Consider the following 25,358-nt stretch of genomic DNA (forward strand, 5'->3'; position numbering starts at 1 on the left):
CATGGACATCTTCGAGAATTTGCCTCTGTTCCCCGAGGCGGCCTCCACGGTCGCCGGCAAGGTGGACGCCCTATACTTCTTCGGCATCTTTTTGTCGGCGTTCTTCTCCCTGGGCATCGCCATTGTCCTGGTGGCCTTCGCCATCAAGTACCGGCGCCGGTCGGAGGATGCCTTTGGCGTGCCGGAGAAGACCTCGACGCCGCTGGAGATCACCTGGTCGGTGATTCCGCTGATCATCAGCCTCTTCCTCTTCGCCTGGGGAGTCCATGTCTTCCTGCAGCTCAATCGGGTGCCACCGGATGCGGTGGAGTACACGGCGGTGGGCAAGCAGTGGATGTGGAAGTTCAAGCATCCGGAAGGGAACCGCGAGATCAACGATCTGCACATCCCGGTGAACACGAAGATCGTCATGAAGATGACCTCCGAGGACGTCATCCACAGCTTCTTCGTCCCCGCCTTCCGCGTCAAACAGGATGTGCTGCCGGGGCGCTACACCACCGTCTGGTTCGAAGCCACCAAGCCCGGCGTCTACCACCTCTTCTGCACCGAATTCTGCGGTGCCGAGCACGCGCAGATGATCGGCAAGGTCTACGTCATGGAGCAAGGCGACTACGAGGCCTGGCTCGGCGGCCGAGAGCCCGGTGAGACGGTAGCCTCCGGCGAGGAACTGTTCCAGAATCTGGCCTGCATCACCTGCCATCGTGGCGACTCCGGTTCCCGGGGCCCGCTGCTGGCGGGATTGGACGGCGGCGAGGTGCAGCTGGCGGACGGCCGTACCCTGCAGCGCGACGACGAATACCTGCGCGAGTCGATCCTCAATCCTCGGGCCAAGATCGTTCAGGGCTACGACGCCCTGATGCCTTCCTACCAGGGGCAGATCACCGAGGAGCAGCTGATGGCCTTGATTCGCTACGTCAAAGAGCTCAACCAAACGTCGGATGAAGCCGACGCAGTGACCACCGCGGCGGTGGCGGACGACGCTGGTGCCGCCGAAGAGGGATAGAAGAATGAACGACAAGACGCCTCCTGGCTATCCCACGGATACCTATCTGAACGCCGGCCACGGGCTGAAGTCCTGGTTGCTGACCACCGATCACAAGCGCATCGGCCTGCTGTACCTGGCCAGCATCAGCCTCTTCTTCCTGCTCGGCGGCCTCTTCGCCGTCGGCATCCGGCTGGAGCTCGCCACCCCCATGGGCGACCTGGTGGAGCCCCAGACGTACAACCGTCTGTTCACCATGCACGGGATCTTGATGGTCTTCTTCTTCCTGATTCCGTCGATTCCGGCGGTCTTGGGCAATTTCCTGATCCCGTTGATGATCGGCGCCAAGGATGTAGCCTTCCCGCGCCTCAACCTGGCCAGCTGGTACATCTACACCATTGGCGGTCTGTTCACCCTCTGGGCGCTGGTCAACGGCGGTGTCGACACCGGTTGGACCTTCTACACGCCGTTCAGCACGGTGTTCTCCCAGACCCACGTGATCAGTGCCGCTTTAGGTGTATTCATCACAGGATTCTCATCAATCCTCACGGGCCTCAACTTCATCGTCACCATTCACCGAATGCGGGCGCCGGGGTTGACGTGGTTCAAGCTACCGCTGTTCATCTGGTCGCATTACGCCACCAGCCTGATCCAGGTTCTGGGTACGCCGGTGGTCGCCATCACCATCGTCTTGGTGGCCCTGGAGAGAACGCTCCATCTCGGAATCTTCGATCCGTCGGTGGGCGGGGACCCGGTGCTCTTCCAGCACCTCTTCTGGTTCTACTCCCATCCCGCGGTGTACATCATGATTCTGCCGGGCATGGGCGTGATCAGCGAGATCATTTCGGCCTTCTCCCGCAAACGGGTCTTCGGCTATAAGTTCGTCGCCTTTGCCAGCCTGGCCATCGCCATCCTGGGCTTCTTCGTGTGGGGCCACCACATGTTCGTCAGCGGTCAGTCCGCCTACGCCGGCACGGTGTTCAGCGTGCTGACCATGTTGGTGGCCATCCCGTCGGCGGTGAAGGTCTTCAACTGGACCGCCACCCTGTACAAGGGCGCCATCTCCTGGGATACGCCGATGCTCTATGCCCTGGGCTTCATCGGTCTGTTCACCATCGGCGGCCTCACCGGCGTGATGCTCGCCACCATGGGCATCGACGTGCACGTCCACGACACCTACTTCGTGGTCGCTCACTTCCACTATGTGATGGTGGGTGGCGCGATCCTGGCGTTCCTGGCGGGCATCCACTACTGGTGGCCCAAGATCTGTGGCCGTCTGTACCCGGTGTTCTGGTCGAAGCTGGCGGCCCTCACCATCTTCATCGGCTTCAACCTGACCTTCTTCCCGCAGTTCCTGCTCGGCTATATGGGCATGCCGCGCCGGTATCACGTGTATCCGGAGGAGTTCCAGGTGCTCAACGTGATGTCCAGCGCCGGCGCTACCGTGCTCGGTGCCGGCTACCTGCTGCCGATGATCTACCTCGGCTACTCCTGGTTCTTCGGCGAGCGTTGCTCGCAGAATCCCTGGGGCGCCCGCGGACTCGAGTGGGAGACCGCTTCGCCCCCGCCCACCCTGAACTTCGACGAGATCCCCACCTTCACCGGTGAGGCCTACGACTACTCGCCGAAGAAGGAGGCTCAAGTTGTCTAGCGCCCACGCCGGTCTTTTCCATCACTTCGATTCCTACGAGCAGCAGCGCCAGTCTGCCTCGTTGGGGATGTGGCTGTTCATCGCCCAGGAGATCATGTTCTTCGGTGGTCTATTCACCGCCTACTTGGTCTACCGGCTGAGCAACCCCGCGATCTTCGCCGTCGCCAGCTCGGAGCTGGAGATCAAATGGGGCGGGATCAACACCGCCGTTCTGATCCTCAGCTCGCTGACCATGGCGCTGGCGGTGCGTATGGCGCAGCTGGGCAAGGCGAAGAAGATCGTCGCCTTCCTGGTCGCCACGCTCATCCTCGGCGGCACTTTCGTGGGCATCAAGTACATCGAGTATTCGGGGAAGTGGGAGCACCACCTGGTTCCCGGTGAAAACTTCAGCTTTCATCTCACGGAGAAAGAGATCGGGGCCCTGGAGTACGCCGGATACGACCTGAGCGACCCCAAGGACTACCATCACGTGCAGTCCCGGGCGGAGCTCTTCTTCTCCATCTACTTCGCCATGACCGGCCTCCACGCGCTCCACATGCTCATCGGCATGGGCATCCTCATCTGGCTGATCAAGCCGGCATGGCGAGGCAAGTACGATGGCAACAATCACAACTTTGTCGAAGGCTTCGGACTGTACTGGCATTTCGTCGATATCGTCTGGATCTTCCTGTTCCCGCTGCTCTATCTGCTGGGACGGCATTTGCCCCACGCTTAGACGCGAGCCGTAATCGAAGAGCCCTGAAACTGGAAAGAGCCTAAAACTGGAAAGAGGATCCGCCATGTCCGTGCACATTTCACCCACCAGCACCTACTTGAAGGTGTTCTTCGCCCTCCTCGTGCTCACCGCCCTGACGGTGTGGGTGGCGTTCTTCGATTTCGGCGCCCTCAACGACGTCATCGCGTTGGGCATCGCCCTGATCAAAGCCACCATCGTGGTGCTCTTCTTCATGCACGTGAAGTGGGGCACTGGTTTGATCAAGCTGGTGGTGGCCTCCGGCGTGGTGTGGCTGCTGGTCCTCTTCGCCTTCACCCTGTCGGACTACCTGACCCGGGCGATGCTCTACACGGCACCTCCCATCTAGAGCTGCCGGTCTAGGGCCGCGGGTTGCTGTGTGCCGCCTGCAATCGGTGGCTTTGGAAGCCCGAGCCCTACAGAGCCTGCCGGCCCCCGCTTCTGGCTCGACCGCTCTCGCAGCGCGTCGAGCCAAAGCCTTTTTGAGCCCATGAAACCCAACGAATCCCTCCTCGATCTCCTCCTCGAAGCCCAGATCTTGGATCGGGTGCCGCGGAGCGGCTATTTTCTGCGCGGAGTGCCGGAAGGGGAGAGCGTCACCGAGCACAGCTGGCATGTGCTCTTCTTGGTTTGGGTGTTGGGCAGTCGGGTGCCGAATCTCGATCTCCAGCGAGCGATGGAGATCGCTCTGGTCCATGACCTGGCAGAGGTTCGCATGGGGGATTTGCCCCGCACCGCCACCCGGTATTTCGACGACGGGGCCAAGGCCCGGGCGGAGACCGCTGCCCTGGCCGACATTCTGGCGCCGCTGCCGGCGGAGAGCCGCGAGCTCTTCGACGAGTACAACGCCGCCGCCTCCCCCGAAGCACGGCTGGTCAAGGCCTGCGACAAGCTTCAGCTGATGATCAAGGTGCTGGCCTACGAGGGATGGGGATCCCGGGGGCTGGAAGAGTTTTGGCACAACCCCGCCAATTTCCCCAACGACGAGTTCGATTCGGTGGCGGAGGTGGTCGCTGCTCTCCGGGCGCGTCGGGAGCAACAGGCCTGAGTCACCGCCGAGCCCCGGCCGGGATCGGATAGACTACAGAGCGGCGTAGCCTGGAGGCAGGTCGCGTCGTCGCGCAAGAATCAAGGGAAGGAATCCCATCATGCAACCAGGTGAATCCATCGAGGCCCACGCCGTACCCGCGGAAAGCGTCGCCCAATCCGTGACAGAGCACTCCGCGAGCCTCTTCGCAGACCTCTCTGAGCTCACGCGATTGCGCCTCAACATGATGGTGGTGCTCACCACCGCCATCGGCTTTGCCATGGCGGTGGGGGACTCCTTCCCGGTGATCCTCTTCCTGCACACGGTCATCGGCACCACTCTGGTAGCCGCCTCGTCCTCCGCCCTCAATCAGGTGCTCGAGCGGGATGTGGACGCGCGCATGCGGCGTACCGCCAATCGCCCCATTCCCTCCGGCCGGATCAGTCCGGACACCGCCCTGGCGGTGGGCGTGGGCATCGCCATCCTGGGGCTGGTGCAGCTGACCTTCGCGGTCAACGCCCTCACCGCGCTCTTGGGGGCCGCAACGCTGGCGGGCTATCTTTTCGTCTACACGCCCCTCAAGCGGGTCAGCTCCCTGGCGACGGTGATCGGCGCGGTGCCGGGAGCCATTCCCCCGGTGATGGGGTGGACCGCTCTGCGGGGTGAGATCGGCGCCGAGGCGCTGGTGCTCTTCACCATCCTCTTTCTCTGGCAGCTGCCCCATTTTCTGGCCATCGCCTGGGTCTATCGCAGCGACTACGCCCGGGGTGGTCTTCCCATGCTGCCGGTGGTGGATCCCCAGGGTTCCCTGACCTCCCGCCAGATGGTGCTCTACTGCTCCGCGCTGCTGCCGGTGAGCCTGCTGCCGACGGTGGTCGGGCTCACCGGGCCGGCCTACTTTCTGTGCGCGACGATCCTCGGGCTAATCTACCTAGGCTACAGCTTCGCCTTCGCCCGGGAGCACTCCAACCAACGGGCTCGCCAGTTGATGCTGGCGTCGGTGCTCTATCTGCCGGCGCTGCTCACGGCGATGATGCTCGATCGCCTCCTGGGCTAGATTCCATGACCGAACCGGCGGCGGCCAGCGCGGACCCTCCCGGCGGACCCGGGGAGCCCTCCGGCGACGCCATTCCCTGGCGCCGTGTCCTTCTCTGGGGTTTGCTGGTAGCGGCCCTGCTGGCGGTGCTGGCCGTGGCGCTGCTGCCCGAAGGCGGCTCGAGCACCGACGCGGAGCTGCCGGTGCTCGCCGAGGTGCCCGACTTCCAGCTGATCAACCGCGACGGTCGCACCGTCCGCCGTGGAGATCTCCTGGGCCAGCCCTGGATCGCCGACTTCATCTTTACTCGCTGCGGGGTCAGCTGCCCGGTCATGACCGCTCGCATGGCGCAGATTCAGGAGCAGGTGCCCGCCGGTACCGCCCGCCTGGTCTCGGTATCGGTGGATCCGACCCACGACCGGCCGCCGGTGCTCCAGGAGTTCGCCGAGCGCTGGGGGGCCCAGGACCACTGGCTCTTCCTCACCGGTGAGGCGGACGCCATCTACCGCCTCATGCGCGACGGCTTCATGCTCGCTGTCAAGCCGCCCACAACCCCCGAGCAGGCTGCTTCTCCCGAGCCCATCTCCCATAGCACCCGGCTGGTGCTGGTGGATGCCCAGGGCCGCATTCGCGGCTACTACGATGGCATGACCGCCGGCGACGAGGAGCGGCTGCTGGCAGACCTGGACCGCCTCGCGGACTAGGAGCCTACTGAGAAACTCGCGCCGCTGCCGAGGGCGTAGTAGGCTCGTCGGGTTTTCCCACCCTCCGCCGCCTCGGCGGAGCGAGCCAACGCCACCCTCGGAGAGCGGAGCATGAAGCGTAGACACGAGTTGATTCCCAGCCAGAGCCTGGGCCGTCCGATTCACCTCTGGTGCTATGGCCATTGGGGCTGGCCCCTGCTGGTCTTTCCGTCGGCGGCGGGAATGGCCCACGAATGGGATGCCCAGGGCATGGTGGAGGTTCTGGGAGACCTCATCGAGGGCGGCAAGGTCAAGCTCTATTGCACCGAGAGCAACGTGGCGGAAGCGTGGACCCAGAAGCACCATCACCCGGCCTGGCGGATCCAACGCCACCGAGCCTTCGAAGCCTACGTGACCCACGAGCTGGTCCCGTGGATTCGCCATGACTGCGCCTCCGCGGAAGTTCGCATCGCCACCGCCGGCTGCAGCCTCGGTGGCTTTTACTCCGCCAACTTCGCGCTCAAGTTTCCGGAAATCTTCCAGTGGGCGCTGTGCATGAGCGGGCGCTACGACATCACCCACTTCACCGATGGTTTCCAGAACCTCGACGTCTACTTCAACAACCCCATGGCCTATGTCGCCAATCTCGACGGCGAGGCGCTGGAGCGAGTGCGCCGTCTCGCCCACTTGGTGCTGGTCTGTGGTCAAGGTCCGTGGGAGGAAGGCTGCATCGAGGAGACCCACCAGCTAGCGGATCTGCTGCAGGCGAAGGGCATCAGCCATCAGCGCGATATCTGGGGGCATGATGTCGCCCACGATTGGAATTGGTGGCGCCGGCAGGCTCGCTATCATTTGCTCAACGCCTTGGGTGGCTAACAGCCCGTGGCAGAAGTCGAGCCGCGCTACGAGCGGCCCTTCTCCACCGAATCTTCGTTCGAAAACCTCGCCGATACCCGCATCGCCTGCGGTTTTCCGGCCTTGATTCGACGAAGAATCGCTCGCTCTCGCTGGCGTCTGACTTTTGCCACGGGCTGCTAAAGGGCTGCGACGGCGCCACTTCTGCCACAGGCTTTGCCGCGCCTAGGTTGCGCCCCTCGGGCCTTCCGTTCCAGGTTGCTATTCAGGCATCGAGTCTCTACAATCACAACACTTAGGTCTCGTATTGCTAGGGTCCAATCAGTGGAGGTGTATGCGCTCTTCCCAAGAGCCGCTGCCCAAACCCTAACGTGTCGGTTGCGCCCATCAGGGCCGACCATCCCTCATAGACTTGCGGCCGGTCCTCCCGAGCGACCATCGACCGGCTCTTCTGTTGTGGGTCTTTTTGAGCGAAGGAGGATTCCGTAATGAGTTTCAAGGCCCTTGGATTCGGCTTGTTAGCCGTTCTCGTGGTGACCATCGCCGCGCCGGCTCTCGCCCAGGACTTTGTGCCTGGCATCGAGGTCTCGGTGCCCGAGCATATGGAGGACGGGGAGGAGTTCGAAGTCCCCATCCAAACCCTCAACGCCCATGGCGCCAAGATCTTCAGCGCCATGTGGACGGCCCAGGAAGGCGGCGGCCGGCCCCAGACGAAGGGTACCGGCGGCGCGCTGGCGGACCCGGACTCGCCCCTCACCTTCCCGCGCAATTTCAACCGTGTCTCGGCCCCCGACGCCAACTCCTGCGCCGGCTGCCACAATCTGCCCCGCACCGGCGGCGGTGGGGACATCGTGGCCAACGTCTTTGTGCTCGGCCAGCGTTTCGATTTCGCCACCTTCGATCCCAACGACGTGATCCCCACCCGTGGGGCGGTGAATGAGGGAGGGAGCATTTCCACTCTCGACGACCTGGCCAACAGCCGTGCCACCCTCGGTATGTTCGGCTCCGGTTATATCGAGATGCTGGCGCGTCAGATGACCACCGAGCTGCGCGAGCAGGTCGCCGCGGTGCAGCCCGGCGAGACGGTCGCCCTGATGACCAAGGGCGTTTCCTTCGGCTCCGTCAGCCGCGGCATTGACGGCACCTGGGACACCTCGGGCATCGAGGGTCTGCCGCCGAGCAGCTCCCGGAGCGCCGGCCCCGACAACCCGCCGTCGATGATCATCAAGCCCTTCCACCAGGCCGGTGCGGTGATCTCGCTGCGCGAGTTCAGTAACAACGCCTTCAACCACCACCACGGCATGCAGTCCACCGAGCGCTTCGGCCTCGAGGCGGACTTCGATCAGGACGGCTTCGTCAACGAGCTCACCCGCGCCGACATCACCGCCGTTTCCGTGTGGCAGGCCACCCTCGAGGTGCCCGGCCGCATGATCCCGAGCTACCGGCCGCTGGAAGAGGCAGTGCTGGTGGGCGAGGCGAAGTTCGCCGAGGTCGGCTGTGCCACCTGTCACGTGCAGGAGCTGCCGCTGGACAATTGGGGTTGGTTCTACACCGAGCCCAATCCGTTCAACCCTGCGGGCAATCTGAAGTTGGGTGAGGCGCCGACCTACGAGGTCAACCTCAACAGCAACACCCTGCCCCAGCCCCGGCTGCGGGAGGAGAACGGCATCACCTGGGTGCCGGCCTACACCGACCTCAAGCTCCACGACATCACCAGCGGTCCCGACGACCCCAATCGCGAGACCCTCAACATGCAGCACCCCGCCGGTTCGGACGAGTTCTTCGCCGGCAACGGTTATTTCCTGACCAAGAAGCTCTGGGGCGCCGCCAACGAACCGCCGTACTTCCACCACGGCAAATTCGTCACCATGAGGGAGGCGATTCTCGCCCACGCTGGCGAGGCGCAGGACTCCACCGATGCTTTCCTGGCTCTTTCCGACTACGAGCAGGGCAGCATCATCGAGTTCCTCAAGACCCTGCAGCTGCTGCCCAAGGGCACCGAGTCGTTGATCATCGACGACCAGGGTCGCCCGCGCCAGTGGCCGCCGGCCTGGGCCAGCAACAACTGATTCGGGCCCACAAGAGCGGGGTCGATGCATTCGATCCCGTCCCGCGGCTTGATTGAACAAGGCCGGTTCGCTTCCCGCGAGCCGGTCTTTTTCTTGTCGGAGAGTCTTCCGATCCCGGGGGAGGGGCGCCGTCAGAGGGGTTGCTCGATGCTCAGACTCTCGGCGAAGCGCTGAATGTGGCGGGCGTTGCGGCCCATATCGCTGACGCCCTCCCGGGCGGTGGCGCGGAGGTCGAGGAGGGAGCCGCCTTCCGTCGGCCGGATGCGCACCACGATGTCGTCCACCAGGCGGAAGACCGTCGAGGTGTGGGTCGCTTCGAAACGGTTGCCGTCTTCGGAGCGCCATTCGACTCGCCAGCCAAGGCTCTCGGCGGTTTCCAGAGCCGCCTCCAGCGCCCGGTCCCGATCCCCGGCGAAGAAGATGGGCTCCGCCAGCTCGGGATAGCCTTCCTGCTGGCGCTTGGCGGTGTCTTCCAGCCCGTGGGGATAGCTTAGATCTCGGTCACGGTTGGCGGGGATTTCCGCCGCGTGGACGAAGACCGGCGGATCCTCCAGGTCGGTGGTGAGATCGTGGATGGGGGGGAGCTGTCCGGCCCGGGCGCCCAGGACCGCCGGGATCAGCAGCATCAGGGTGCCGACGGCGGTGCCGGCGATGGCCAGGTTGCGGTAGGCCCCGGCGCCCTTGCGCAGCAGCGCCGCCAGCCCCAGCAGAAGCCCCGGGAAGCCGCTCAGAATCAGTGCCACGCTGGCCAGACTGAGCCCGGTGAAGGGGCGGAGGATCCCCAGATGGGCACCGGCGGTGGCCACCAGGGCGGTGACGCCACCGGCGAGTCCGCAGGCGAGAGAGGCACGGGCGACGGTCTTTTCTGCAAGCATGGGCTGGGCTCCTTGGTGACGGTTGCGGTCGCTTGGATCCTATAATTTTCGCAGCCGGGCCTGCTGTGAAGCCCCGTGGCGCCGGTAGCTGTCGCCCACAACGAACCTTTCTTGACAGCTGCTCACACGGGCCATAACTTGCTCCCGGAGCTCAGCCCGCATCCTTTCAGCCCAAGACCTGAACAAGGAGCCCCATTCTGTCCTCTCCACTAAAGCTCTTCCTGGCCCTGGCCAGCGTCGTCGTGCTGCTCTTCGTCGGCTCGGCGGTCTTTTTCTACAGCAATCCGGTGGGGGTGAGCCTGTGGATGACGCGCCGGGCGCTGGGTAGCAGCGGGCTGGAGCACCGCACGGTGGACGGTCCCCGGGGTGAGCAGAGCTTTTGGGATGGCGGTCAGGGGCGGACGCTGGTCCTGCTCCACGGGATGGGGGATCAGGCGGGGGCCTGGGCGCGGGTGGCGCGGTCGTTGACTCGGGACCATCGGCTGGTGGTGCCGGATCTCGCCGGTCACGGGGAGAGCGAGCCACGGGACGGCGCCCTGACTCTGGATGATCTGGTCGCTTCTCTGGACGCCGTCTTGAGCGCCCCGGACATGCCCGAGGAGGTGGTGCTGGTAGGGCACTCACTGGGCGGTTGGATGGCGGTGCGCTACACCTTGGAGTACCCGGAGCGGGTCGAGCATCTGGTGCTGGTGGACAGCCTGGGTCTGGCGCGCGACCTGGGGAGCCCGGATCCGGGAAATCCGGAGGCGGAAGCCATCACCTTCCTGCCGTCGAACCGCCAGCAAGCGGCGCGGCTGGTGGAGGCCCAGGGACCGCCGGAGACGCGGCCCCTGGCGGATTTCGTCCTCGACGATTTGGTGCAGAAGATCCGCCAGGGCCCTATCCGCCGACTCTTCCGCAGCCTGCAGCCGGAGGATTATTTGACTCCCAGGAGCGTCGGCGACCTCTGGCCCTCGGCGGTGCCGGTGGACCTGGTCTGGGGCCGCCAGGACGCGCTGCTGCCGCTGGACTACGCCGAGGCGTTCCAGCGGCTCTTCCCCGACGCCGGCCTGCATCTTCTCGGTGGCTGCGGCCACATTCCCCAGCGCCACTGCCCCCAGGACTTCCGCCGCGTGCTGGCGCGGGTGCTCGCCGAGGCGGAGGTCCCCAGCAGCCCATGAAGCGCTTCGCCTGCCTCCTCGAGTCTCCTTGTGGTCCGCTGCTCTGCGCGGTGGATGAGGAGGGTGGGGTGATCGCCATCCGGTTCGCTCGAGGCCGGGACGGTGCCTCGCTATGGGCTCGGGAGGACGCAGAGGCTGCCGCCGTTGGCGACGAGCTGATCCTCGACGAGGAGGCCACCGCGCCGTTGCGCGACCAGCTAGAGGAATATTTCAACCGCCGCCGCCGCCGCTTCGAGCTCCGTCTCTCGCCCTCCGGCACGCCCTTCCAGCAGGCCGTATGGCAGCAGGTGGCGGCGATTCCCTACGGCGAGACCCGCAGCTACGGCGAGATCGCCCGAGCCATGGGCCGGCCCAAGGCCAGTCGGGCGGTGGGTGCGGCCAACGGTGCCAATCCCTTACCCATCGTCGTGCCCTGTCATCGAGTGATCGGCACCGATGGCTCCCTCACCGGTTTCGGCGGTGGTTTGGACGCCAAGGTGCTGCTCCTCGAGCTGGAGGGGATTCGCTCCCCGGGCGGCGAGCAGCTGTCGATGTCCTGGTAGGAAGGTAGCGGAAAAAGGGCTCAGTCTTCTTCCTGCGAGGCCGCGACCGCGGTCTCCACGGGCTCCTCGCTCTCGGCCTCGTCTTCCGTCTCGGCTTCGGAGGAGCTCGCCGCTGCTGCTTCGATTCCCGGTAGCTCGTCCGCCAGGTCGCCCAGGTACATGTAGCGCCCCATGCCGCGGAGGAATTGCACCGGCTCCCCCTCGTCCCGGGCGATGGCCAGCTGGTTGAGCTTGGAGTCCAGGTCGTCGATGAAGTGCAGGGCCACGGCCTCGGTGGTCATGGGTTCCACCGGGGAGCCGTATTCCTTGCGCCCCTGGTGGGACAGAATCAAATGCTCCAGGTGCAGCTGGAGGTCCGCCGGAAAGCCCTCGATGGCGGCGCAGCGCTCGCGCAGCAGGTCACGGCCCAGCACCACATGCCCCACCAGCCGGCCGACGGGGGTGTAGTCGTTGGCGGGCATGGCCCCTAGCTCCTGGAGCTTGCCCAGGTCGTGGAAGAGCACCCCCAGCAGGACCAGGTCCCGGTCCAGATCCGGATAGTGTTGGCAGATCTTCAGCGCCAGCTCCGCCATCGAGGTGGTGTGCTCCAGCAGCCCGCCGCGGTAGGCGTGGTGCATGGTCTTGGCGGCGGGATGCTCGCGCAGGGCCTCGCCGTAGGTGCGGAGGGATTCGAGAGCCAGCTGGCGCATCTCCGGCCGCTTGAGATTTTCCTTCAGAACCCCCTCGAGCCGAGCTTGGAGATCGTCGATGTCCTCGCGAGTAGACGGAATCAAATCGGCTTCGTCAAAACCGTATTGCCGGTCGCTGTCCTGGACCCGGCGGCATTGGTCGACATTGAGCTGAAGCTGATCCCGGTAGCTGCGCACCGCGCCCTTGAAGGCGACGAAGTCGTGGGCGTCGAACTCACCGTCCATGGCGGCGCTGCCGGCCCATACTTTGCCCGAAATATTGCCGGTGCTGTCGGCGAGCTGTAGATCCAGATAGTCGCGGCCGTTGCGGTCGGTGCGGCGCTCTTTGCGGGCCAAGAGGGCGAATCCCTGGACATAATCGCCCTCGCTCCACTCGCGGATGGTCTTGTTGCGTTGGGTTTGGGACATCGGTTCTCCTTTTCGGCCATAGTATGGCCCATCGGTCGGAGGTCCAAACCGATGGCCCGGATCGAGGGCTGGCATCGTCTATGCACATCAAAATTCGAATGTGCCGGGCACAAACGCCACCGCAGCACCGGAACCTGCCGCGCGGAGGAAACTTCCGGGAGCCGCCGCCGTTTCTAGTAGCAGAATTGGAGTCACCATGAACCGACCGCTGACGATCCTCTCCCTGGCCGTCCTCTTCCTCGTCGCCCTCGCCGCCGGAGCCGAGGAGGTGTCGCCCGTTCTGTGGCCCGAGGAGCAGCGTGCCTTCTTCCAGGACGGCCCCGCCTATTTGTTGGAGCCGGCGGAGCGGGATCGTTTCGCCGCCCTCGACGAGGCGGAGCGGCAGCGGTTCATGGAGGAGTTCTTGGACCGCGACCCGGTGCCCGCGACGCCGGAGAACGAGCTGCGGGAAGGGATCCGGCGGCGGCTTCTGCTGATCCGCAACGAAGGGCTCCTGCCGTCCGACGACCGGGCGCAGCTGCTCTTCCTCCGCGGTCCGGCGGACGAGCGCAAGGTCCTCGACTGCGGCTCCACCTTCAAGCCCGTGGAGCTTTGGGGCTACGGACCGGAGAAGGGGCGCCGCTTCGCCGTGCTCTACCAGCCGGATCCGGCGGAGACCTACCGCCTGTGGTTGCCGACGGAGTCCAAGCGAGTGCTCTACACGCCGGAGCTGCAGTACTTCCTGGAGCAGTGGGAGGAGCTGCGGGGGTTCATCTTTGGCAAGCGCTTCGACTATCAGCTGTGCGAAGAGGCCAAGCGGGTGGACCGCATCACTGGCGTCGACGGTCTCTTCGGCTACGAGAAGGACCGCCCCACCGACGCCGACATGATGCGCTTCCTGGCGCCGCCGGACGATCTGGCGGCCTGGGCTCGCCGTGCCGCCGCTACCGCCGTGGAGCCGCCGCCGGAGGAGCTGCCGGTGGAGCAGGTGGAGCTGCTCTTCCCGGAGTGGGAGGGCCAGCGCATCGTCACCCGGGTGGTGGTGCGACTGCCCCAGGACGTGGAGCTCGAAACCGCCGAGGCCGCCTCCGAGGGCGAGTTGCTGGACGAGGAGCCGGAGCAGGAGATCGAGCTCACCGCCACCGGTCTGTTGGAGCAGGACGGCCAGCCTTTCGAAGATTTCCGGGTGCGCTACACCCTGCCCGCTCCGGAGGAGCCGCGGCCCATCGCCTTGGTGCTGGAGCGGCCGCTACGGCCGGGCTTTGAATTTCTCCTGCGGCTGACGGTGAAGGACGAGGTCGGCGGCGCCGAGCAGATCATCCGCCGGGGCTTCCGGGTGCCCGACGTGCCGGAGGCGGTGGAGGAGGCGGAGGTGCCCGAGGCGTTGGTCATCGCCCTCGGCCAACAGCTGGCGGAAGAACCCATGGCGGGCGCCGACAGCCTGGTCCTCGTGCCGCCGGAGGTGGATGTGGCGCTGGGCCTGTGGCGGGCGGAGGTGCTGACCACTGGCGACCGCATCGCCAAGGTGGTGTTCTCGGTGGATGGCCAAGTGCAGCTCACCCGCACCCGGCCACCGTATAGCGTCGAGCTGCGGCTCAGCGACTTCCCCTCGGAGCAGGTGGTGCGGGTGGAAGGGTTGGACGAGGACGGCGAGCTGGTGGCGGCGGACGAGGTGATCATCAACCAGCCCCGGGGCTCTCTCAACGTGCGCATTACCGATCCTCCCCGAGGGCGCCAGAGTGCCGGCGAGGTCCAAGCCCGCGCGCAGATCGTGGTGCCCGAGGGCAAGCGGGTGGAGTCCGTCACCTTTCTGGTGGACGACGTGGTCCAAGCGACCCTCGACCGGCCCCCCTGGGAGGCGATGGTGACCGCTCCGGAGGACGCCGAGCTCTCGTACCTGACCGCGGTGGTGGAGCTCGACGACGGCGCCCGGGCGGAGGACGTGCGCTTCCTGCGCAGCCCGCAATACCTGGAGCAGGTGGACGTCAGCCTGGTGGAGCTCTACACCACGGTCACCGACCGCAATGGGAGTCTTGCGCGCGGGCTCACCGCCGACGATTTCGAGGTCTTCGAGGACGGCCGCCGGCAAGAGATCAAGAAATTCGAGCTGGTGGAGAACCTGCCCCTCACCGTCGGCATCACCATCGACACCTCCGGCTCCATGAGTGAATCGCTCTTCGAGGCCCAGCAGGCGGCGGTGGAGTTCTTGGAGAACATCGTCACCCGGCGAGACCGTTGCTTCGCCCTTTCCTTCGCTACCCGGCCGGTGATGCTCATGCCCCCCACCAACGACGTGGATGCGGTGGCCCGGAGCCTGGACGGTTTGGCGGCGGTGGGGAACACCGCTCTCCACGACGCCCTGGTGCACAGCCTCTACTACTACCGCGGAGTCACCGGCCGGCGCGCCTTGGTGGTGCTCTCCGACGGTGACGACACCGCTTCCAACGTTCCCTTCCGCAACGCCCTGGAATATGCACGGCGCTCCGGCGTGGCGGTGTACACCATCGCTTTGGATGTGGGGACCCTGGACCTCAATATCCGCAACAAGCTGCGCGATCTGTCCAGCGAGACCGGCGGCCGGAGTTTCTTCGTCAAGGACGCCGAGGCGCTGCGCTCGGTGTACGCGGAGATCGAGAGCGAGCTGCGGTCCCAATATCTCGTGGCCTACGCTCCGGACCGGGCCCGGGGGACCGGGGGCGGATACCGAGAGGTGGAGGTGAAGGTCAAGCAGCGGGGTCTCAAGGCCCGCACGACCCGGGGCTACTATGAGTGAGCTTCGAGAATCGATCGCGACTGCGCCAAGGCGCCCTGGGCGCTTTTGGCTGGCCGCCCTCGCCCTGATGGCTCTGCTGGTGACCCCGGCGTTGTACTCCCAGACAGGGGCCGCCGGTTCTGAAGGCCGGTCTGATAGTCAGTATTTTGAGTTCGAGGGCGTCAACGGCCTCTACAGCAACCCCGATCCACCCATCAACCCGGTGCGCCAGGGGAACTTGACGGTGACCCTACGGTCTCCCAGCAACCAGGTGCGATTGCACAGTCACCGCCTGCGGCTGGTGCCCCTGGAGGGTGGAACCCACGGCGCGTTCCTGGACGTCGAGATCGAGGGTCAAGGGGACGTGGTGGCGGATCTCGCGGTGTCCGGGGCCGTCACCCAGCTCGACGACGAAGTGGAGATTCCCCGCCAGCGTCTCCATCTCTTCGGGGAGATTCGGCTGCAGAGGGAGGCCGAGGGCTATCGGGTGATTGCCGTAGAGCTCCAGCCCACGGTACGGGTGGAGGTCCGAAGCCGCTTGGCGGGATCGCTGGCGAGCACCTGCCGGGGCTTCAGCCGCATCCTGCCGTTGGCGATGGACTGCGACGGGTTGGAGCAGGCTCTGGCCCGAGCGGCGGTGCCGCTGCCCGGCCCCGGCGAGACTTTCCTGCTCCCGGACCGGTTGCTCAGCGACCAGGACCGGCGGGAGTTGGACCGCTACCTCGGCTTGAGCGGCTGAACCCGGCTATCCCGGCAACGACAGCTGGTGGGCGGTGGCGGCGTTGACGATGGCGGCGTTCTCCTCCACCTGAAAGAGAAAGCGATTGCGCTGCTCGGGCTTCAGGTGGGTGGCCTTGCGCATCAGCTCGGCGTAGGCTCGGCGTAGGTGGCATAGGGGGTCCGGCCGGTCTTTGGGATTCTGGGCCTTTTCGAGCCAGGCGTGCCCCTGGTAGAGCCGGAAGTACACCAGCTCCCGCCGGGCCAACGGTCGCAGCTGGTCCTCCTGCTCGTCGTAGAGCCTGCAGATGCGCCGGATCTCCGCTTCTTCTCCCTCCTTCAACGCGCGCTCCAGCTGCAGGCTTTCGCACACCAGGACGGAGCTGATCTGTTCCAGTTTGTGGTAGAGGGTGAGCGCGGCGTTGAGGTGGGTCCGCGCCTGGTGGAAGTTCTTCCGCCGCAGCTGGATCCGCCCGAGCAGCTGGTCCACGTCCGCCAGATGCACCGTGCCCTGGCGCAGGCTGAGGGCGAAGTGGGCCTTGCGGGCTTCGCTCAAGGCCTCGTCCAGGCTGCCCAGATCCAGCCGGTTGGCGGCCACCCACAGCCGCGCGATGGATTCGCCGACGGTGTCGGTGAGACCCTGGCGCAGCTCTAGGGCTCGGGCCAGCGGCAGGGTTGCGGAGGTGTACTCGCCCAGCCGGTTGAGCACCCGGCCGCGGCCCAGCAGCGCGTAGCTCAGCTCCCCCGGATCTCCCAGAGCCTCCAGCAGCGGTTCCGCCTTGGTATAGCGTTCGAGGGCGGTGCCGTAGTCACCGTGGGCCAGGGCGGTGGCGCCGAGAGCGGACATGGAGGCTCCCAGCTGGCGTTCGTTGCCCTCTTTTCGCCGGAGCTTCAAGCCTTCCTGGTGCAGCTCCTCGGCGTCGTCCAGCCGGTCCTGATGCAGCGCGATATTGCCCAGATGGAAGAGGCACGAGGCCGCCTGGCTCAAATGGTCTTCGCTCCTCAGAACCGGCAGCAGCTGCTCGAAGAGGGTGCGCGCCTCATCGTGCCGGTTCTGGCGGGTGAGCAGGCGACCGAGCTGCAGGAGCAGTAGCGCCTGACGTCCCGAGTCTTCCTCCACCACCAGCTCCAGCGCCCCGCGAAGGGTCTTCTCCCCCTCCTCGAGCTTGCCCTGCTGGATGTCCAGCTCGGTTTTCAGGCTGGCGAAGGCGAGGCCCTTGCGCGGCTCGTCAGCGGCCAGTTCCATGGCCCGCGGCAGCTCGTCCGCGAAACGGTCGAGGCGTCCCAGGCGCCGGGCCAGGGGCAGCATGCGCCACAGCAGCTGGAGCTCGTGGGGAGCCCCTTTGCCTCGCCGCCGCAGCGCTGCCAGCTCCGCCGCCAGTCCATCGAGCAATCCTTTGGCACCGACCTTCGGGGTCTCGCTGCCACTGAGCTCGAAGATCAGCTGCAGGCCTTCCGGGCTGCCGGTCACCAGTGAGTAGGCTTGCCACCGGGCTTGGGCGTTGTCCGCATTCGCCGCCAGCACCGATCCCAGCTGCCGGCGCAGCTCCTGGCGGGTCTCGCTCTCCAGCGTCGCCTCCAGGGATTGGGCGATGGCGGGGATGGTGAACCCCACCCCCCGACCCCAGGGGCCTTCTTCCCGTTCCAGCCATCCTGCGGCGCGGTAGGGCGCGTGCCATTCGTCGCTCAGGGAGTACCCCAACTCCTCCGCGGCGGCGGCCACCAGCGCCGGGGGCAAGGGCACCCGCACCATCGACAGCAGGCGCATTCCCATGGATTCCCCCAGCGCCTCCAGCTCCGCCTCCACGTGCTGGACCAGCCGCGGTGAAGGCTCGTAGTGCAGATCCTTGTTGCCGCCGAAGAAGAAGCTGCCGTAGATGCGCCGCAGGTGCCGGAGGTGGATCAGCTTGATCAGTCCCTCCTCCAAGGCGAAGGCGCAGCCGTGGGCGTCGGCGAGAAAGCGCCGCTGCACCGGCACCGGCATGGTCAGGCCGTCGAAGAGGTTGGCGGCGAGCTCTTCCATGGGATTGTGGCCCAGGGGCGGCACGTTGATCTGAGGAGTCTCGGTCCACGGCTGAGGCCAGGGATGGCCGCTGCGGGCGATGAGCACGAAGTAGAGGTTGCCGTGGTCGTGGAGCTGCTGGATCAGCTCGATGAGCAGCACCAGATCGTCGGGCTTCGCGGTCTGTAGATCGTCGAAGATCAGCCGCAGGGGGGCGCCGAGCTTGCGGGCGCAGGTCTTGAGCGCGCTCACCAGCGTCGGCTCCAGGTCGGCGTCCCGGGGCAGTCGCTCGCCGGCGGCGAGACTGTTGAGCAGGGCTCCGGGCTCGCTTTCCGGCACGCTGGTGGCGAGGTCGAAGGGTTGGTTGGAGCGGGCCGCCAGGCGCAGCAGAGAGCGCAGCAGGTCGAGTGCCAGGGGCGGCGCCGGAGCGCGCGGCGTCGGCAGGTTGGTCCACACCACGCCCCCCGGCGCCGGCAGAGTCTCCCGAGGCTCGCTACCGGGCCCCAAGACTTCCCAGACCAGGCGGGTCTTGCCGCAGCCCAGGGGGCCGCTGACCCGCACCACCGGCTGCGCGGCGAGGCCGGTGAGGATCTTCTCCATGGCCGGGCGGGGCACGAAGCGCACCTGGCGGCCGAGCAATCGTGGGTTGCGCCAGGGCTCGCCGCGGCGCTCTTGATCCACCAGCCGGAAGAGGGTGATGGCACCGCCGGAGGGGCGCCGGTAGTCACCGACGGCGGTGCAGGAGCGGGTCGCTTCCACCCGGCTGGCGGCATAGCCGGTGAGATAGACGAATCCCCAGGAGACTTCCGGGGGATTCTCCTCCAGCTCCATCAGCAGGGGGTCGTCGGAAGGCTCCCAACTGTTGCTGTAGCCCAGGATCTCTCCTGGAAGCACCAGGGCGGCGGCCTTCGTCGGGTCTTCCCCGCCGCCTCGGCGCTGCAGGGAGGTGAGCAGCTGCTGGGCTCGTTGCAGCGCCAGCTGTACCTCCCCGGCGTCGCCGATGAGCGGGCGCAGGGCGAAGAGCTTGGGGCTCAGTCGATAGAAACCGTCCAGGGAGTCGGGGTCGATGCTTTTCAGCGCTTCGGTGCCGGCGGCATCGGTCCATAAGAAGATCAGCACCGCCGGCAAGCGCAACTTGGGCGAAGGGCGATTCAGCATTGGGGGAGCCTCGCTATCGATCCGGTGTCTCTATCCCTCTGAAAAGGGAGCCGCTAGCAGGCGGCGACCACGGGATTTCCGCGATCACCGCTGGTGGTAGGGTGCGAAGAATGGTACGCGCCGCGTCGTCCGCCGCATATTCCTTTCCAGCTTCGGGAGTTCCGTAGCGATTCAATGTATCGCAATCTTTCTTTTCGCGCACCTGGGGGGTGGCCGCCGCCGCCTTGGGGTCGGGACAACGGTCGCGATTGCCCTGCGGACTCCGGCGTCTGGTAAACTGAAACATCCGCCACGGCGAGCCGCCGTGGCCAGACCCCTTCCGCCGCTGCGATCCTCGATGGCAGGTCTCCCGGAGAACCCGACACAAGGCTCCCCGACGCCGCTCCCCGCGGTGCCCTGAGCCCCGGAGCCGCCCGCTCGAGGTGGCTGGATACGAGAGGACTCGGCGTGGAAGGCAGCACAACCCGGAGGAAGATTGCATGAGCGCTCGACGCTTGATGAACCATCTGTACTACTTCACCATCGAGGACGAAGGCATCCTCGCCGAGGTGATCAACCGCATCGATAAAGAAACCTACGCCATCGCCTACAAGGTGGACGGCACCGACGATGTCTTCGTCACCACCCGGGACACCAAGGACGCCATGGACCGCAGCGACGTCCCCTACAACCTGTTGGCGGAAGAGGACGGCTCGCGCATCTGGTTGCTCCACTCGCCGCTGTCGCGGGAAGAGCTGATCGAGTTCGAGGATTCCCTCAAGGCTCTCGCTCTGGCCTATCGGGCCATCGCCATGGCCTGCGTCGGGGTCAATGGTGAGGGCAACCTGGGCTTCGATCTCAGCGATGGGCCGAAGCGCTTCACCTACTTCACCGCCCCCGCCGGTCACACGTTCATCTGGCGTTTCTTCACCGAGAAGAAGGAGGCCCAGGAGTTCCTCGACAAGCTCACCATGGGGGACGAAGAGTCCATGGATTGGGCCGAGAACATCCCCCTGGAGAGCAACACGGAGCTCAAGACCTACCACTGACGCCCGAGAGCCGAGCTGCCGCGAGGGTGACCCGTGACCCGTGCTCCGCGCCCAGCTCCTTCAGGGCACCAAAATCCCTAGTCAGTCACTATCTCCAGTCTGCCGACGTAGCCAGGCTGCCAACGTAGCCAGGCTGCCAGCATCCACGGTTCCCCTAGTTCGAGAGCCCGTGCTCGAGAGTGCGTGTTCGACAGCCCCAGTCCGAGAACCCCAGTGTGAGAACCCCAGTCCGAGAACCCTGAGCCATGAACCCCTCCTTCAGCGAGCCGACTTACCCCGTCTCCGCCCTCTGCGGTGACATCAAGGACCTGATGGGGCAAGCCTTCTCCTCGCTGTGGGTGGTGGGGGAGGTCCAGCGAGTCAAGCGTAGCCAGCGCGGCCACGTCTACTTCGAGCTGGTGGAGAAGGGCGATCGGGACCAAATCGTCGCCAAGCTCGACGCGGTGATCTGGCGCGGTGACTTCGCCCGGGTGCGCCGGCAGCTGGCGGGCTCTCAGCAGGAGATCGTCGAAGGGGTCGAGATCCGCTGCTTCGGCGGCGTGGACTTCTGGCCCCCCGGGGGGCGGCTGCAGCTGGTGGTGCGGGAGGTGGACCCGGTCTTCACCCTCGGCCTGCTGGAACAGCGCCGGCGGCAGACCTTGGAGCAGCTCACCAAGGCTGGTTTGCTGGAGCGCAACCGCGGACTGCCCCTCCCCGAGCTGCCCCTGGATCTGGGTCTCATCACCTCCGAGGGCAGCGCCGCCTACCACGATTTCCTCAGCACGCTGCGGGAGAGCGGCTACGGCTTTCGCGTCACCTTCGTCCACGCGGCGGTGCAGGGACGGGAGGCGGAGGGGCAGATCGTCTCCGCCCTGACGGCCCTCGCCGGTGCCGGCGCCGAGCTGGTGGTGTTGATCCGTGGTGGGGGCTCGCGCAGTGATCTGGCGGTTTTCGACACCCGGCCGGTGGCGGAAGCGGTGGCCCAGGCGCCGTTCCCGGTGGTCACCGGCTTGGGCCACGAGATCGACCAGAGCATCGCCGACCGAGTCGCCCACACCGCCCTCAAGACCCCCACCAAGGCGGCGGAGCTGTTGGTGGAGCAGGTGGCGGTGGCGGAGGATGCGGTGCTGGATCTCCGCCGGCGCTTGCGCCGGGAAGCGTTGGAGCCGGTGCGCCGAGCTCAGCAGCGTGTCGATCGGGCGGAGCGCGGCCTCAAGCTGGCCCACGGCCGCCTGCTGGCCACCGCCGCTCGGCTGGACGAATACGCTCGCCTCATCGCCCGCCTGTCTCGGGACCGCCTGCGCCGCTCCCGGGAACGCTTGGCGGACACCGCCGAATCTCTGGCCGTCGCCGCCCCCCGGCTGGTGGCGCGCCGGAGCCCGCGGCCACAGGAGATCGTGGAGCGCATCCTCGCCGCCGCCCGCGCTCGCCTGACCCAGGCCCGCACCACCGTCGACGGCCACCGCCGGTTGCTGGCGGGTCTGTCCCCTCAACGCATCCTGGAGCGGGGCTTCAGCCTGACCCGCACCGAGGACGGCCGGCTGCTGCGGGATCCCGCCCAGGCCCCCGCCGGCAGCCGCCTCACGACCCAATTGGCCCGCGGCACGGTGTCGAGCCGCGTGGAGGAAGAATCATGACCGACCAAACCGAGCTCCCCACCTCGCCGGCCTCCGAGGCCGCCGCCGATGAACCCACCTTCAGCGAAGCCCTGGAGGCCCTCGAAGGGATCTTGGAGCGCATCGAAGGCGAGGAGATCGACCTCGATGAGCTCGCCACCGAGCTGCGCGAAGGCGCCCAGCTCCTCGACCTCTGCCGCGCCAAGATCCGCCGTGCCGAAGTGGAGGTGAGCCAGATCGTGCAAAGCCTCGACGAGTCGCCGGAGGACGAGGACTGATCTCAGGCAAGGCGGGGCCCCCGGGCCGTCCGTGAGGAGCGGCCGGGGGAATCTCTGAAAGGCTATTGATGAATCGTGCTCGGCCCGGTGCACGCACAGCGCCGGCGGCGACGAGAGAACCCTGTGGTCCAGGCTGGACCTATTGCCCTGCGGAATGTGGGCGTTCGGCTTCGGGGGGTCCTCATTAGGGAAGGAGTTCCCAGGCTCTTCGTTTGCCCCCCCTGGTGGGCCTCTGCGGGGAAAGAAACTCGTGCAAGGGCTGCTGGGACGAGGATGGACGATTCCTCGGCACTGCGAGCGGTGCCGGTAGGCTCGATTCATGAGCGACACCCATCTGCCGCGAGAATCCGTTTGGGACTACCCCCGTCCGCCGCGCCTCGAGCCCACCTCCCGCCGGGTGCGGGTGGTCTTCGCCGGGTGCACGGTGGCGGAAACGCGCAACGCCCTGCGGCTGCTGGAGACCAGCCATCCGCCGACCTACTACCTGCCGCCCGGGGACGTCGACCAGGACCTCGTGGTGCCGTCCCAGCGGCGTACCTTCTGTGAGTTCAAAGGCACCGCTCGCTACGTCGGTCTCCGAGCCGGTGACCGCCGGGTCGCCGACGCCGGCTGGTTCTACCCTGATCCCACCGCCGCTTACGAGGCCTTGCGGGATCACCTGGCTTTCTATCCCTCCAAGGTCGACGCCTGCTTCGTCGATGATCATCGGGTAGAGGCTCAGGAGGGTGACTTCTACGGCGGCTGGATCACCCCGGAGATCGTCGGTCCGTTCAAGGGCGGGGCGGGGACCTGGGGCTGGTGAAGAACCCACCGCTCTCTTTCCCGTAGTACCCTGCCTTCCATGGAAGGAACCCTCCCGGGAGCGAGGCCTCGGCCCTGGCTCCCCGCCGTTCTCACGGCGCTGGCGATGATCGCCTTTGCGGGCAACTCGCTGCTCTGCCGTGTCGCTCTACGGGATACGCAGATCGACGCCACCAGCTTTACGACGCTGCGCCTGGTGTCGGGAGCCCTGATGTTGGCGCTGTTGGTGCGCGGGCGCGGTGCGCGCGCCGCCGGGAGGGGTAGCTGGCCTTCGGCGTTGGCACTCTTCGCCTACGCCGCCGGCTTTTCTTTCGCCTATCTCAGCCTGACCGCGGCCACCGGGGCGCTGCTGCTCTTCGGGGCGGTGCAGGCGACCATGATCGGTCATGGCCTGTGGTCCGGAGAGCGCCTGCGGTGGCTCCAATGGGTGGGGCTTCTGCTGGCCCTCGGCGGTCTGGTGGGGTTGTTGCTCCCAGGGCTTTCGGCGCCGCCGCTGGTAGGGTCGTTGCTGATGCTCGGCGCCGGCGTTGCCTGGGGCGTCTACTCGCTGCGCGGCCGCGGCGCCGGCGACCCCACCCGGGTGACGGCGGGCAACTTCCTGCGCGCCGCCCCCATCGCTCTGGGGTTGAGCCTCGTGATGCGGGATCACATCGCCTGGGATTGGGCGGGGGGCGGCTACGCTCTGGCCTCGGGAGCCCTCGCCTCGGGCATCGGCTACGCCATCTGGTACGCGGCGCTGCCGTCCCTCAAGGCCACCCACGCGGCGACGGTGCAGCTCAGCGTTCCGGTGCTGGCGGCGTTGGGAGGCATCGCCCTGCTAGGGGAGAGCATGACCGGGCGTCTGGTGCTGGCCTCCGTGGCCATCCTCGGGGGCATCGCCCTGGTGGTGTTGGAAAAGCGGCCGGATTCCGCTCAACGTGGTATCCATAGCCCTGACGACGAAGGCTGAATCATCGGGAAGGAGAAGGTCAACCGTGCGGATCGTGTCTTGGAATGTCAACGGAATTCGGGCCTGTGCCCGCAAAGGGTTCGGGGACTGGCTGACCGAGGAGTCGGCGGAGATCGTGGCGCTGCAGGAGGTGCGGGCGCGGGAGGAGCAGGTGCCGGAGGAGGTCAGCTGCTTGGAGGACTGGCACGCCCATTGGGTTCCCGCTGAGCGGCCCGGCTACAGCGGCGTGGGATTGATGACGCGGCGGCCGCCGGATGCGGTGGAGACCTCCCTGGGTGAAGACCGTTTCGACGCCGAGGGGCGCTTTCAGCTGGCCCGCTTCGGCAAGCTGTGGGTGGTCAACGGCTACTTCCCCAACGGCAACGGCACCAACCGCGATCTCTCGCGCATTCCCTACAAACTCGACTTCTATCGCCGGGTCTTCGACCTGCTGGAGCCCGCCCGGGAGCGGGGAGAGCCAATCCTGGTGATGGGGGACTTCAACACCGCCCACCAGCCCATCGATCTAGCGCGGCCGAAACAGAACGTGAAGACCAGCGGCTTTCGCCCTGAGGAGCGGGAGGAACTGGACCGCTGGCTGCAAAACGGCTGGACCGACACTTTCCGGGTCTACGAGCAGGGCGAGGGCCACTACAGCTGGTGGTCCCAGCGCAAGGGTGTGCGGGAGAAGAACGTCGGCTGGCGCATCGACATGATCCTCGCCTCCCCCGGCGCCATGGAGCACCTGCGCGGTGCCGCCATCCACCCAGAGGTGATGGGCTCCGACCACTGCCCCATTAGCGTCGACGTGGATCCTGCCATCTGCGGTTGAGGACCATCCGCGGCTGCGGGCGCACCCTACCGCGACGGGCCGCTTCAAGGGACCGGCTCAGGGTTGGCGCAGGACCTTCTTGGCCTCGTCGAGGATGATCTCGGCGCGGCCTTCCGAAGCGTCCAGAATCTTCGCCAGCCGCTTGGGTTCGAGCTTCACCAGGGCGCCGACAGTGCCGATCTCGGCCTCCTCCAGGCGTTGGGCGAATTTGGCGCCGATGCCTTGGACCTCCTTTACCGGGGTTTCGGCCCCCCCCTTGGGCCGGTGGCCACCGCCTTTCGCAGCTTCCTGAAGCTCCTTCAGCTCTTTGCGCAGCTTCTTGGCCTGCTGGCGGTTGCGCTCCAGCGTGGCGTCGTAGCGTGCGATGGCCGCCTCCCGAGCTTGCTGCGTCTCCTCCAGCCGCGCCTCGATGCGTTGGAGCTGCGCCTCCTTGGCCTGGATCAGCAGCTTGGCTGGAAGTCTGCCGGCCTGCGGCTCGTGGGCCGCCTCCAGCTGCTCCCGAGCCTGGACCAGTAGGTCCTGGTGTTGTTTGAGAATCTCGCCCAGATCGATGGTCGCCATGGTCTCTCCTGATCGGC

General features: G+C 66.3%; 23 protein-coding genes. 19 read left to right on the top strand and 4 right to left on the bottom strand.

Features of this window, described 5'->3' with window-relative positions:
* The first annotated feature begins 1 nt into the window (after position 1).
* The 9 genes from coxB (at position 2) to SX243_03275 (ending at position 9,036) form a co-directional block, all read left to right on the top strand.
* Positions 2–1,003 (top strand): cytochrome c oxidase subunit II, encoded by a 1,002-nt coding sequence (coxB, locus tag SX243_03235; protein ID MDY7091962.1) that lies wholly within the window; start codon positions 2–4, stop codon positions 1,001–1,003.
* Between the two features lie 4 nt (positions 1,004–1,007).
* On the top strand, positions 1,008–2,633 hold the full coding sequence (gene ctaD / locus SX243_03240) for a cytochrome c oxidase subunit I (GenBank protein MDY7091963.1): 1,626 nt from the start codon (positions 1,008–1,010) through the stop codon (positions 2,631–2,633).
* Positions 2,626–3,348 carry a cytochrome c oxidase subunit 3 family protein gene (locus SX243_03245; GenBank protein ID MDY7091964.1) on the top strand — a complete coding sequence of 241 codons (723 nt, stop codon included), beginning with the start codon at positions 2,626–2,628 and terminating at the stop codon, positions 3,346–3,348. The genes ctaD and SX243_03245 overlap by 8 nt, the downstream gene beginning before the upstream one ends.
* 64 nt (positions 3,349–3,412) lie before the next feature.
* Complete coding sequence (locus tag SX243_03250; GenBank protein MDY7091965.1) at positions 3,413–3,715, top strand: cytochrome C oxidase subunit IV family protein; 303 nt, start codon at positions 3,413–3,415, stop codon at positions 3,713–3,715.
* 141 nt (positions 3,716–3,856) lie between these two features.
* Positions 3,857–4,414 (top strand): HD domain-containing protein, encoded by a 558-nt coding sequence (locus SX243_03255; protein ID MDY7091966.1) that lies wholly within the window; start codon positions 3,857–3,859, stop codon positions 4,412–4,414.
* 100 nt (positions 4,415–4,514) lie between these two features.
* Entirely contained in the window at positions 4,515–5,450 is a 936-nt protein-coding gene (gene cyoE, locus SX243_03260; GenBank protein MDY7091967.1) for a heme o synthase, read from the top strand.
* A 5-nt stretch (positions 5,451–5,455) separates the two neighbouring features.
* Positions 5,456–6,133 carry an SCO family protein gene (locus tag SX243_03265; protein MDY7091968.1) on the top strand — a complete coding sequence of 226 codons (678 nt, stop codon included), beginning with the start codon at positions 5,456–5,458 and terminating at the stop codon, positions 6,131–6,133.
* A 111-nt stretch (positions 6,134–6,244) separates the two neighbouring features.
* The gene (locus SX243_03270; protein MDY7091969.1) at positions 6,245–6,988 is read left to right on the top strand and encodes an alpha/beta hydrolase-fold protein; all 744 of its coding nucleotides are present in this window, start codon (positions 6,245–6,247) and stop codon (positions 6,986–6,988) included.
* A gap of 494 nt (positions 6,989–7,482) precedes the next feature.
* On the top strand, positions 7,483–9,036 hold the full coding sequence (locus SX243_03275) for a di-heme oxidoredictase family protein (protein ID MDY7091970.1): 1,554 nt from the start codon (positions 7,483–7,485) through the stop codon (positions 9,034–9,036).
* 131 nt (positions 9,037–9,167) lie between these two features.
* Here the strand turns inward: SX243_03275 and SX243_03280 are convergent, their stop codons facing one another.
* Entirely contained in the window at positions 9,168–9,911 is a 744-nt protein-coding gene (locus SX243_03280; GenBank protein MDY7091971.1) for a DUF1499 domain-containing protein, read from the bottom strand.
* Positions 9,912–10,153: 242 nt separating this feature from the next.
* Here SX243_03280 and SX243_03285 point away from each other — a divergent pair, with 242 nt between their 5' ends.
* Complete coding sequence (locus SX243_03285) at positions 10,154–11,071, top strand: alpha/beta hydrolase (GenBank protein MDY7091972.1); 918 nt, start codon at positions 10,154–10,156, stop codon at positions 11,069–11,071.
* A gap of 68 nt (positions 11,072–11,139) precedes the next feature.
* Positions 11,140–11,613 (top strand): methylated-DNA--[protein]-cysteine S-methyltransferase, encoded by a 474-nt coding sequence (locus SX243_03290; protein ID MDY7091973.1) that lies wholly within the window; start codon positions 11,140–11,142, stop codon positions 11,611–11,613.
* A 20-nt stretch (positions 11,614–11,633) separates the two neighbouring features.
* On the opposite strand, the gene SX243_03295 is transcribed toward SX243_03290, so the two are convergent.
* The gene (locus SX243_03295; protein ID MDY7091974.1) at positions 11,634–12,710 is read right to left on the bottom strand and encodes an HD domain-containing protein; all 1,077 of its coding nucleotides are present in this window, start codon (positions 12,708–12,710) and stop codon (positions 11,634–11,636) included.
* 196 nt (positions 12,711–12,906) lie between these two features.
* Here SX243_03295 and SX243_03300 point away from each other — a divergent pair, with 196 nt between their 5' ends.
* Positions 12,907–15,462 carry a VWA domain-containing protein gene (locus SX243_03300; protein MDY7091975.1) on the top strand — a complete coding sequence of 852 codons (2,556 nt, stop codon included), beginning with the start codon at positions 12,907–12,909 and terminating at the stop codon, positions 15,460–15,462.
* A 67-nt stretch (positions 15,463–15,529) separates the two neighbouring features.
* Entirely contained in the window at positions 15,530–16,180 is a 651-nt protein-coding gene (locus SX243_03305) for a hypothetical protein (GenBank protein MDY7091976.1), read from the top strand.
* A gap of 6 nt (positions 16,181–16,186) precedes the next feature.
* On the opposite strand, the gene SX243_03310 is transcribed toward SX243_03305, so the two are convergent.
* Complete coding sequence (locus SX243_03310) at positions 16,187–19,318, bottom strand: tetratricopeptide repeat protein (protein ID MDY7091977.1); 3,132 nt, start codon at positions 19,316–19,318, stop codon at positions 16,187–16,189.
* Positions 19,319–19,797: 479 nt separating this feature from the next.
* Between SX243_03310 and SX243_03315 the strand changes: the two genes are divergently transcribed.
* The 6 genes from SX243_03315 to SX243_03340 all read left to right on the top strand — a co-directional run bounded on the left by SX243_03315 (position 19,798) and on the right by SX243_03340 (position 24,780).
* Positions 19,798–20,346 carry a hypothetical protein gene (locus SX243_03315; protein MDY7091978.1) on the top strand — a complete coding sequence of 183 codons (549 nt, stop codon included), beginning with the start codon at positions 19,798–19,800 and terminating at the stop codon, positions 20,344–20,346.
* Positions 20,347–20,591: 245 nt separating this feature from the next.
* Positions 20,592–21,962 (top strand): exodeoxyribonuclease VII large subunit, encoded by a 1,371-nt coding sequence (xseA, locus tag SX243_03320; GenBank protein MDY7091979.1) that lies wholly within the window; start codon positions 20,592–20,594, stop codon positions 21,960–21,962.
* Positions 21,959–22,219, top strand: a complete 261-nt coding sequence (gene xseB / locus SX243_03325) for an exodeoxyribonuclease VII small subunit (protein ID MDY7091980.1) — start codon at positions 21,959–21,961, stop codon at positions 22,217–22,219. The genes xseA and xseB overlap by 4 nt, the downstream gene beginning before the upstream one ends.
* A 319-nt stretch (positions 22,220–22,538) precedes the next feature.
* The gene (locus SX243_03330; GenBank protein MDY7091981.1) at positions 22,539–23,021 is read left to right on the top strand and encodes a DUF427 domain-containing protein; all 483 of its coding nucleotides are present in this window, start codon (positions 22,539–22,541) and stop codon (positions 23,019–23,021) included.
* Positions 23,022–23,060: 39 nt separating this feature from the next.
* The gene (locus tag SX243_03335; GenBank protein MDY7091982.1) at positions 23,061–23,969 is read left to right on the top strand and encodes a DMT family transporter; all 909 of its coding nucleotides are present in this window, start codon (positions 23,061–23,063) and stop codon (positions 23,967–23,969) included.
* Positions 23,970–23,994: 25 nt separating this feature from the next.
* Entirely contained in the window at positions 23,995–24,780 is a 786-nt protein-coding gene (locus SX243_03340) for an exodeoxyribonuclease III (GenBank protein ID MDY7091983.1), read from the top strand.
* Between the two features lie 57 nt (positions 24,781–24,837).
* On the opposite strand, the gene SX243_03345 is transcribed toward SX243_03340, so the two are convergent.
* Positions 24,838–25,341, bottom strand: a complete 504-nt coding sequence (locus SX243_03345; GenBank protein MDY7091984.1) for a hypothetical protein — start codon at positions 25,339–25,341, stop codon at positions 24,838–24,840.
* Between the last annotated feature and the right edge of the window lie 17 nt (positions 25,342–25,358).

This window comes from Acidobacteriota bacterium, assembly GCA_034211275.1.
Lineage (GTDB): Bacteria > Acidobacteriota > Thermoanaerobaculia > Multivoradales > JAHZIX01 > JAGQSE01.

Bases quoted from the DNA above. Each gene is read 5' to 3' on its own strand.
- coxB (MDY7091962.1), top strand. From the start codon at position 2: ATGGACATCTTCGAGAATTTGCCTCTGTTCCCCGAGGCGGCCTCCACG.
- ctaD (MDY7091963.1), top strand. From the start codon at position 1,008: ATGAACGACAAGACGCCTCCTGGCTATCCCACGGATACCTATCTGAAC.
- SX243_03250 (MDY7091965.1), top strand. From the start codon at position 3,413: ATGTCCGTGCACATTTCACCCACCAGCACCTACTTGAAGGTGTTCTTC.
- SX243_03255 (MDY7091966.1), top strand. From the start codon at position 3,857: ATGAAACCCAACGAATCCCTCCTCGATCTCCTCCTCGAAGCCCAGATC.
- cyoE (MDY7091967.1), top strand. From the start codon at position 4,515: ATGCAACCAGGTGAATCCATCGAGGCCCACGCCGTACCCGCGGAAAGC.
- SX243_03265 (MDY7091968.1), top strand. From the start codon at position 5,456: ATGACCGAACCGGCGGCGGCCAGCGCGGACCCTCCCGGCGGACCCGGG.
- SX243_03270 (MDY7091969.1), top strand. From the start codon at position 6,245: ATGAAGCGTAGACACGAGTTGATTCCCAGCCAGAGCCTGGGCCGTCCG.
- SX243_03280 (MDY7091971.1), bottom strand. From the start codon at position 9,911: ATGCTTGCAGAAAAGACCGTCGCCCGTGCCTCTCTCGCCTGCGGACTC.
- SX243_03295 (MDY7091974.1), bottom strand. From the start codon at position 12,710: ATGTCCCAAACCCAACGCAACAAGACCATCCGCGAGTGGAGCGAGGGC.
- SX243_03300 (MDY7091975.1), top strand. From the start codon at position 12,907: ATGAACCGACCGCTGACGATCCTCTCCCTGGCCGTCCTCTTCCTCGTC.
- SX243_03305 (MDY7091976.1), top strand. From the start codon at position 15,530: ATGGCTCTGCTGGTGACCCCGGCGTTGTACTCCCAGACAGGGGCCGCC.
- SX243_03310 (MDY7091977.1), bottom strand. From the start codon at position 19,318: ATGCTGAATCGCCCTTCGCCCAAGTTGCGCTTGCCGGCGGTGCTGATC.
- SX243_03315 (MDY7091978.1), top strand. From the start codon at position 19,798: ATGAGCGCTCGACGCTTGATGAACCATCTGTACTACTTCACCATCGAG.
- xseA (MDY7091979.1), top strand. From the start codon at position 20,592: ATGAACCCCTCCTTCAGCGAGCCGACTTACCCCGTCTCCGCCCTCTGC.
- xseB (MDY7091980.1), top strand. From the start codon at position 21,959: ATGACCGACCAAACCGAGCTCCCCACCTCGCCGGCCTCCGAGGCCGCC.
- SX243_03330 (MDY7091981.1), top strand. From the start codon at position 22,539: ATGAGCGACACCCATCTGCCGCGAGAATCCGTTTGGGACTACCCCCGT.
- SX243_03335 (MDY7091982.1), top strand. From the start codon at position 23,061: ATGGAAGGAACCCTCCCGGGAGCGAGGCCTCGGCCCTGGCTCCCCGCC.
- SX243_03345 (MDY7091984.1), bottom strand. From the start codon at position 25,341: ATGGCGACCATCGATCTGGGCGAGATTCTCAAACAACACCAGGACCTA.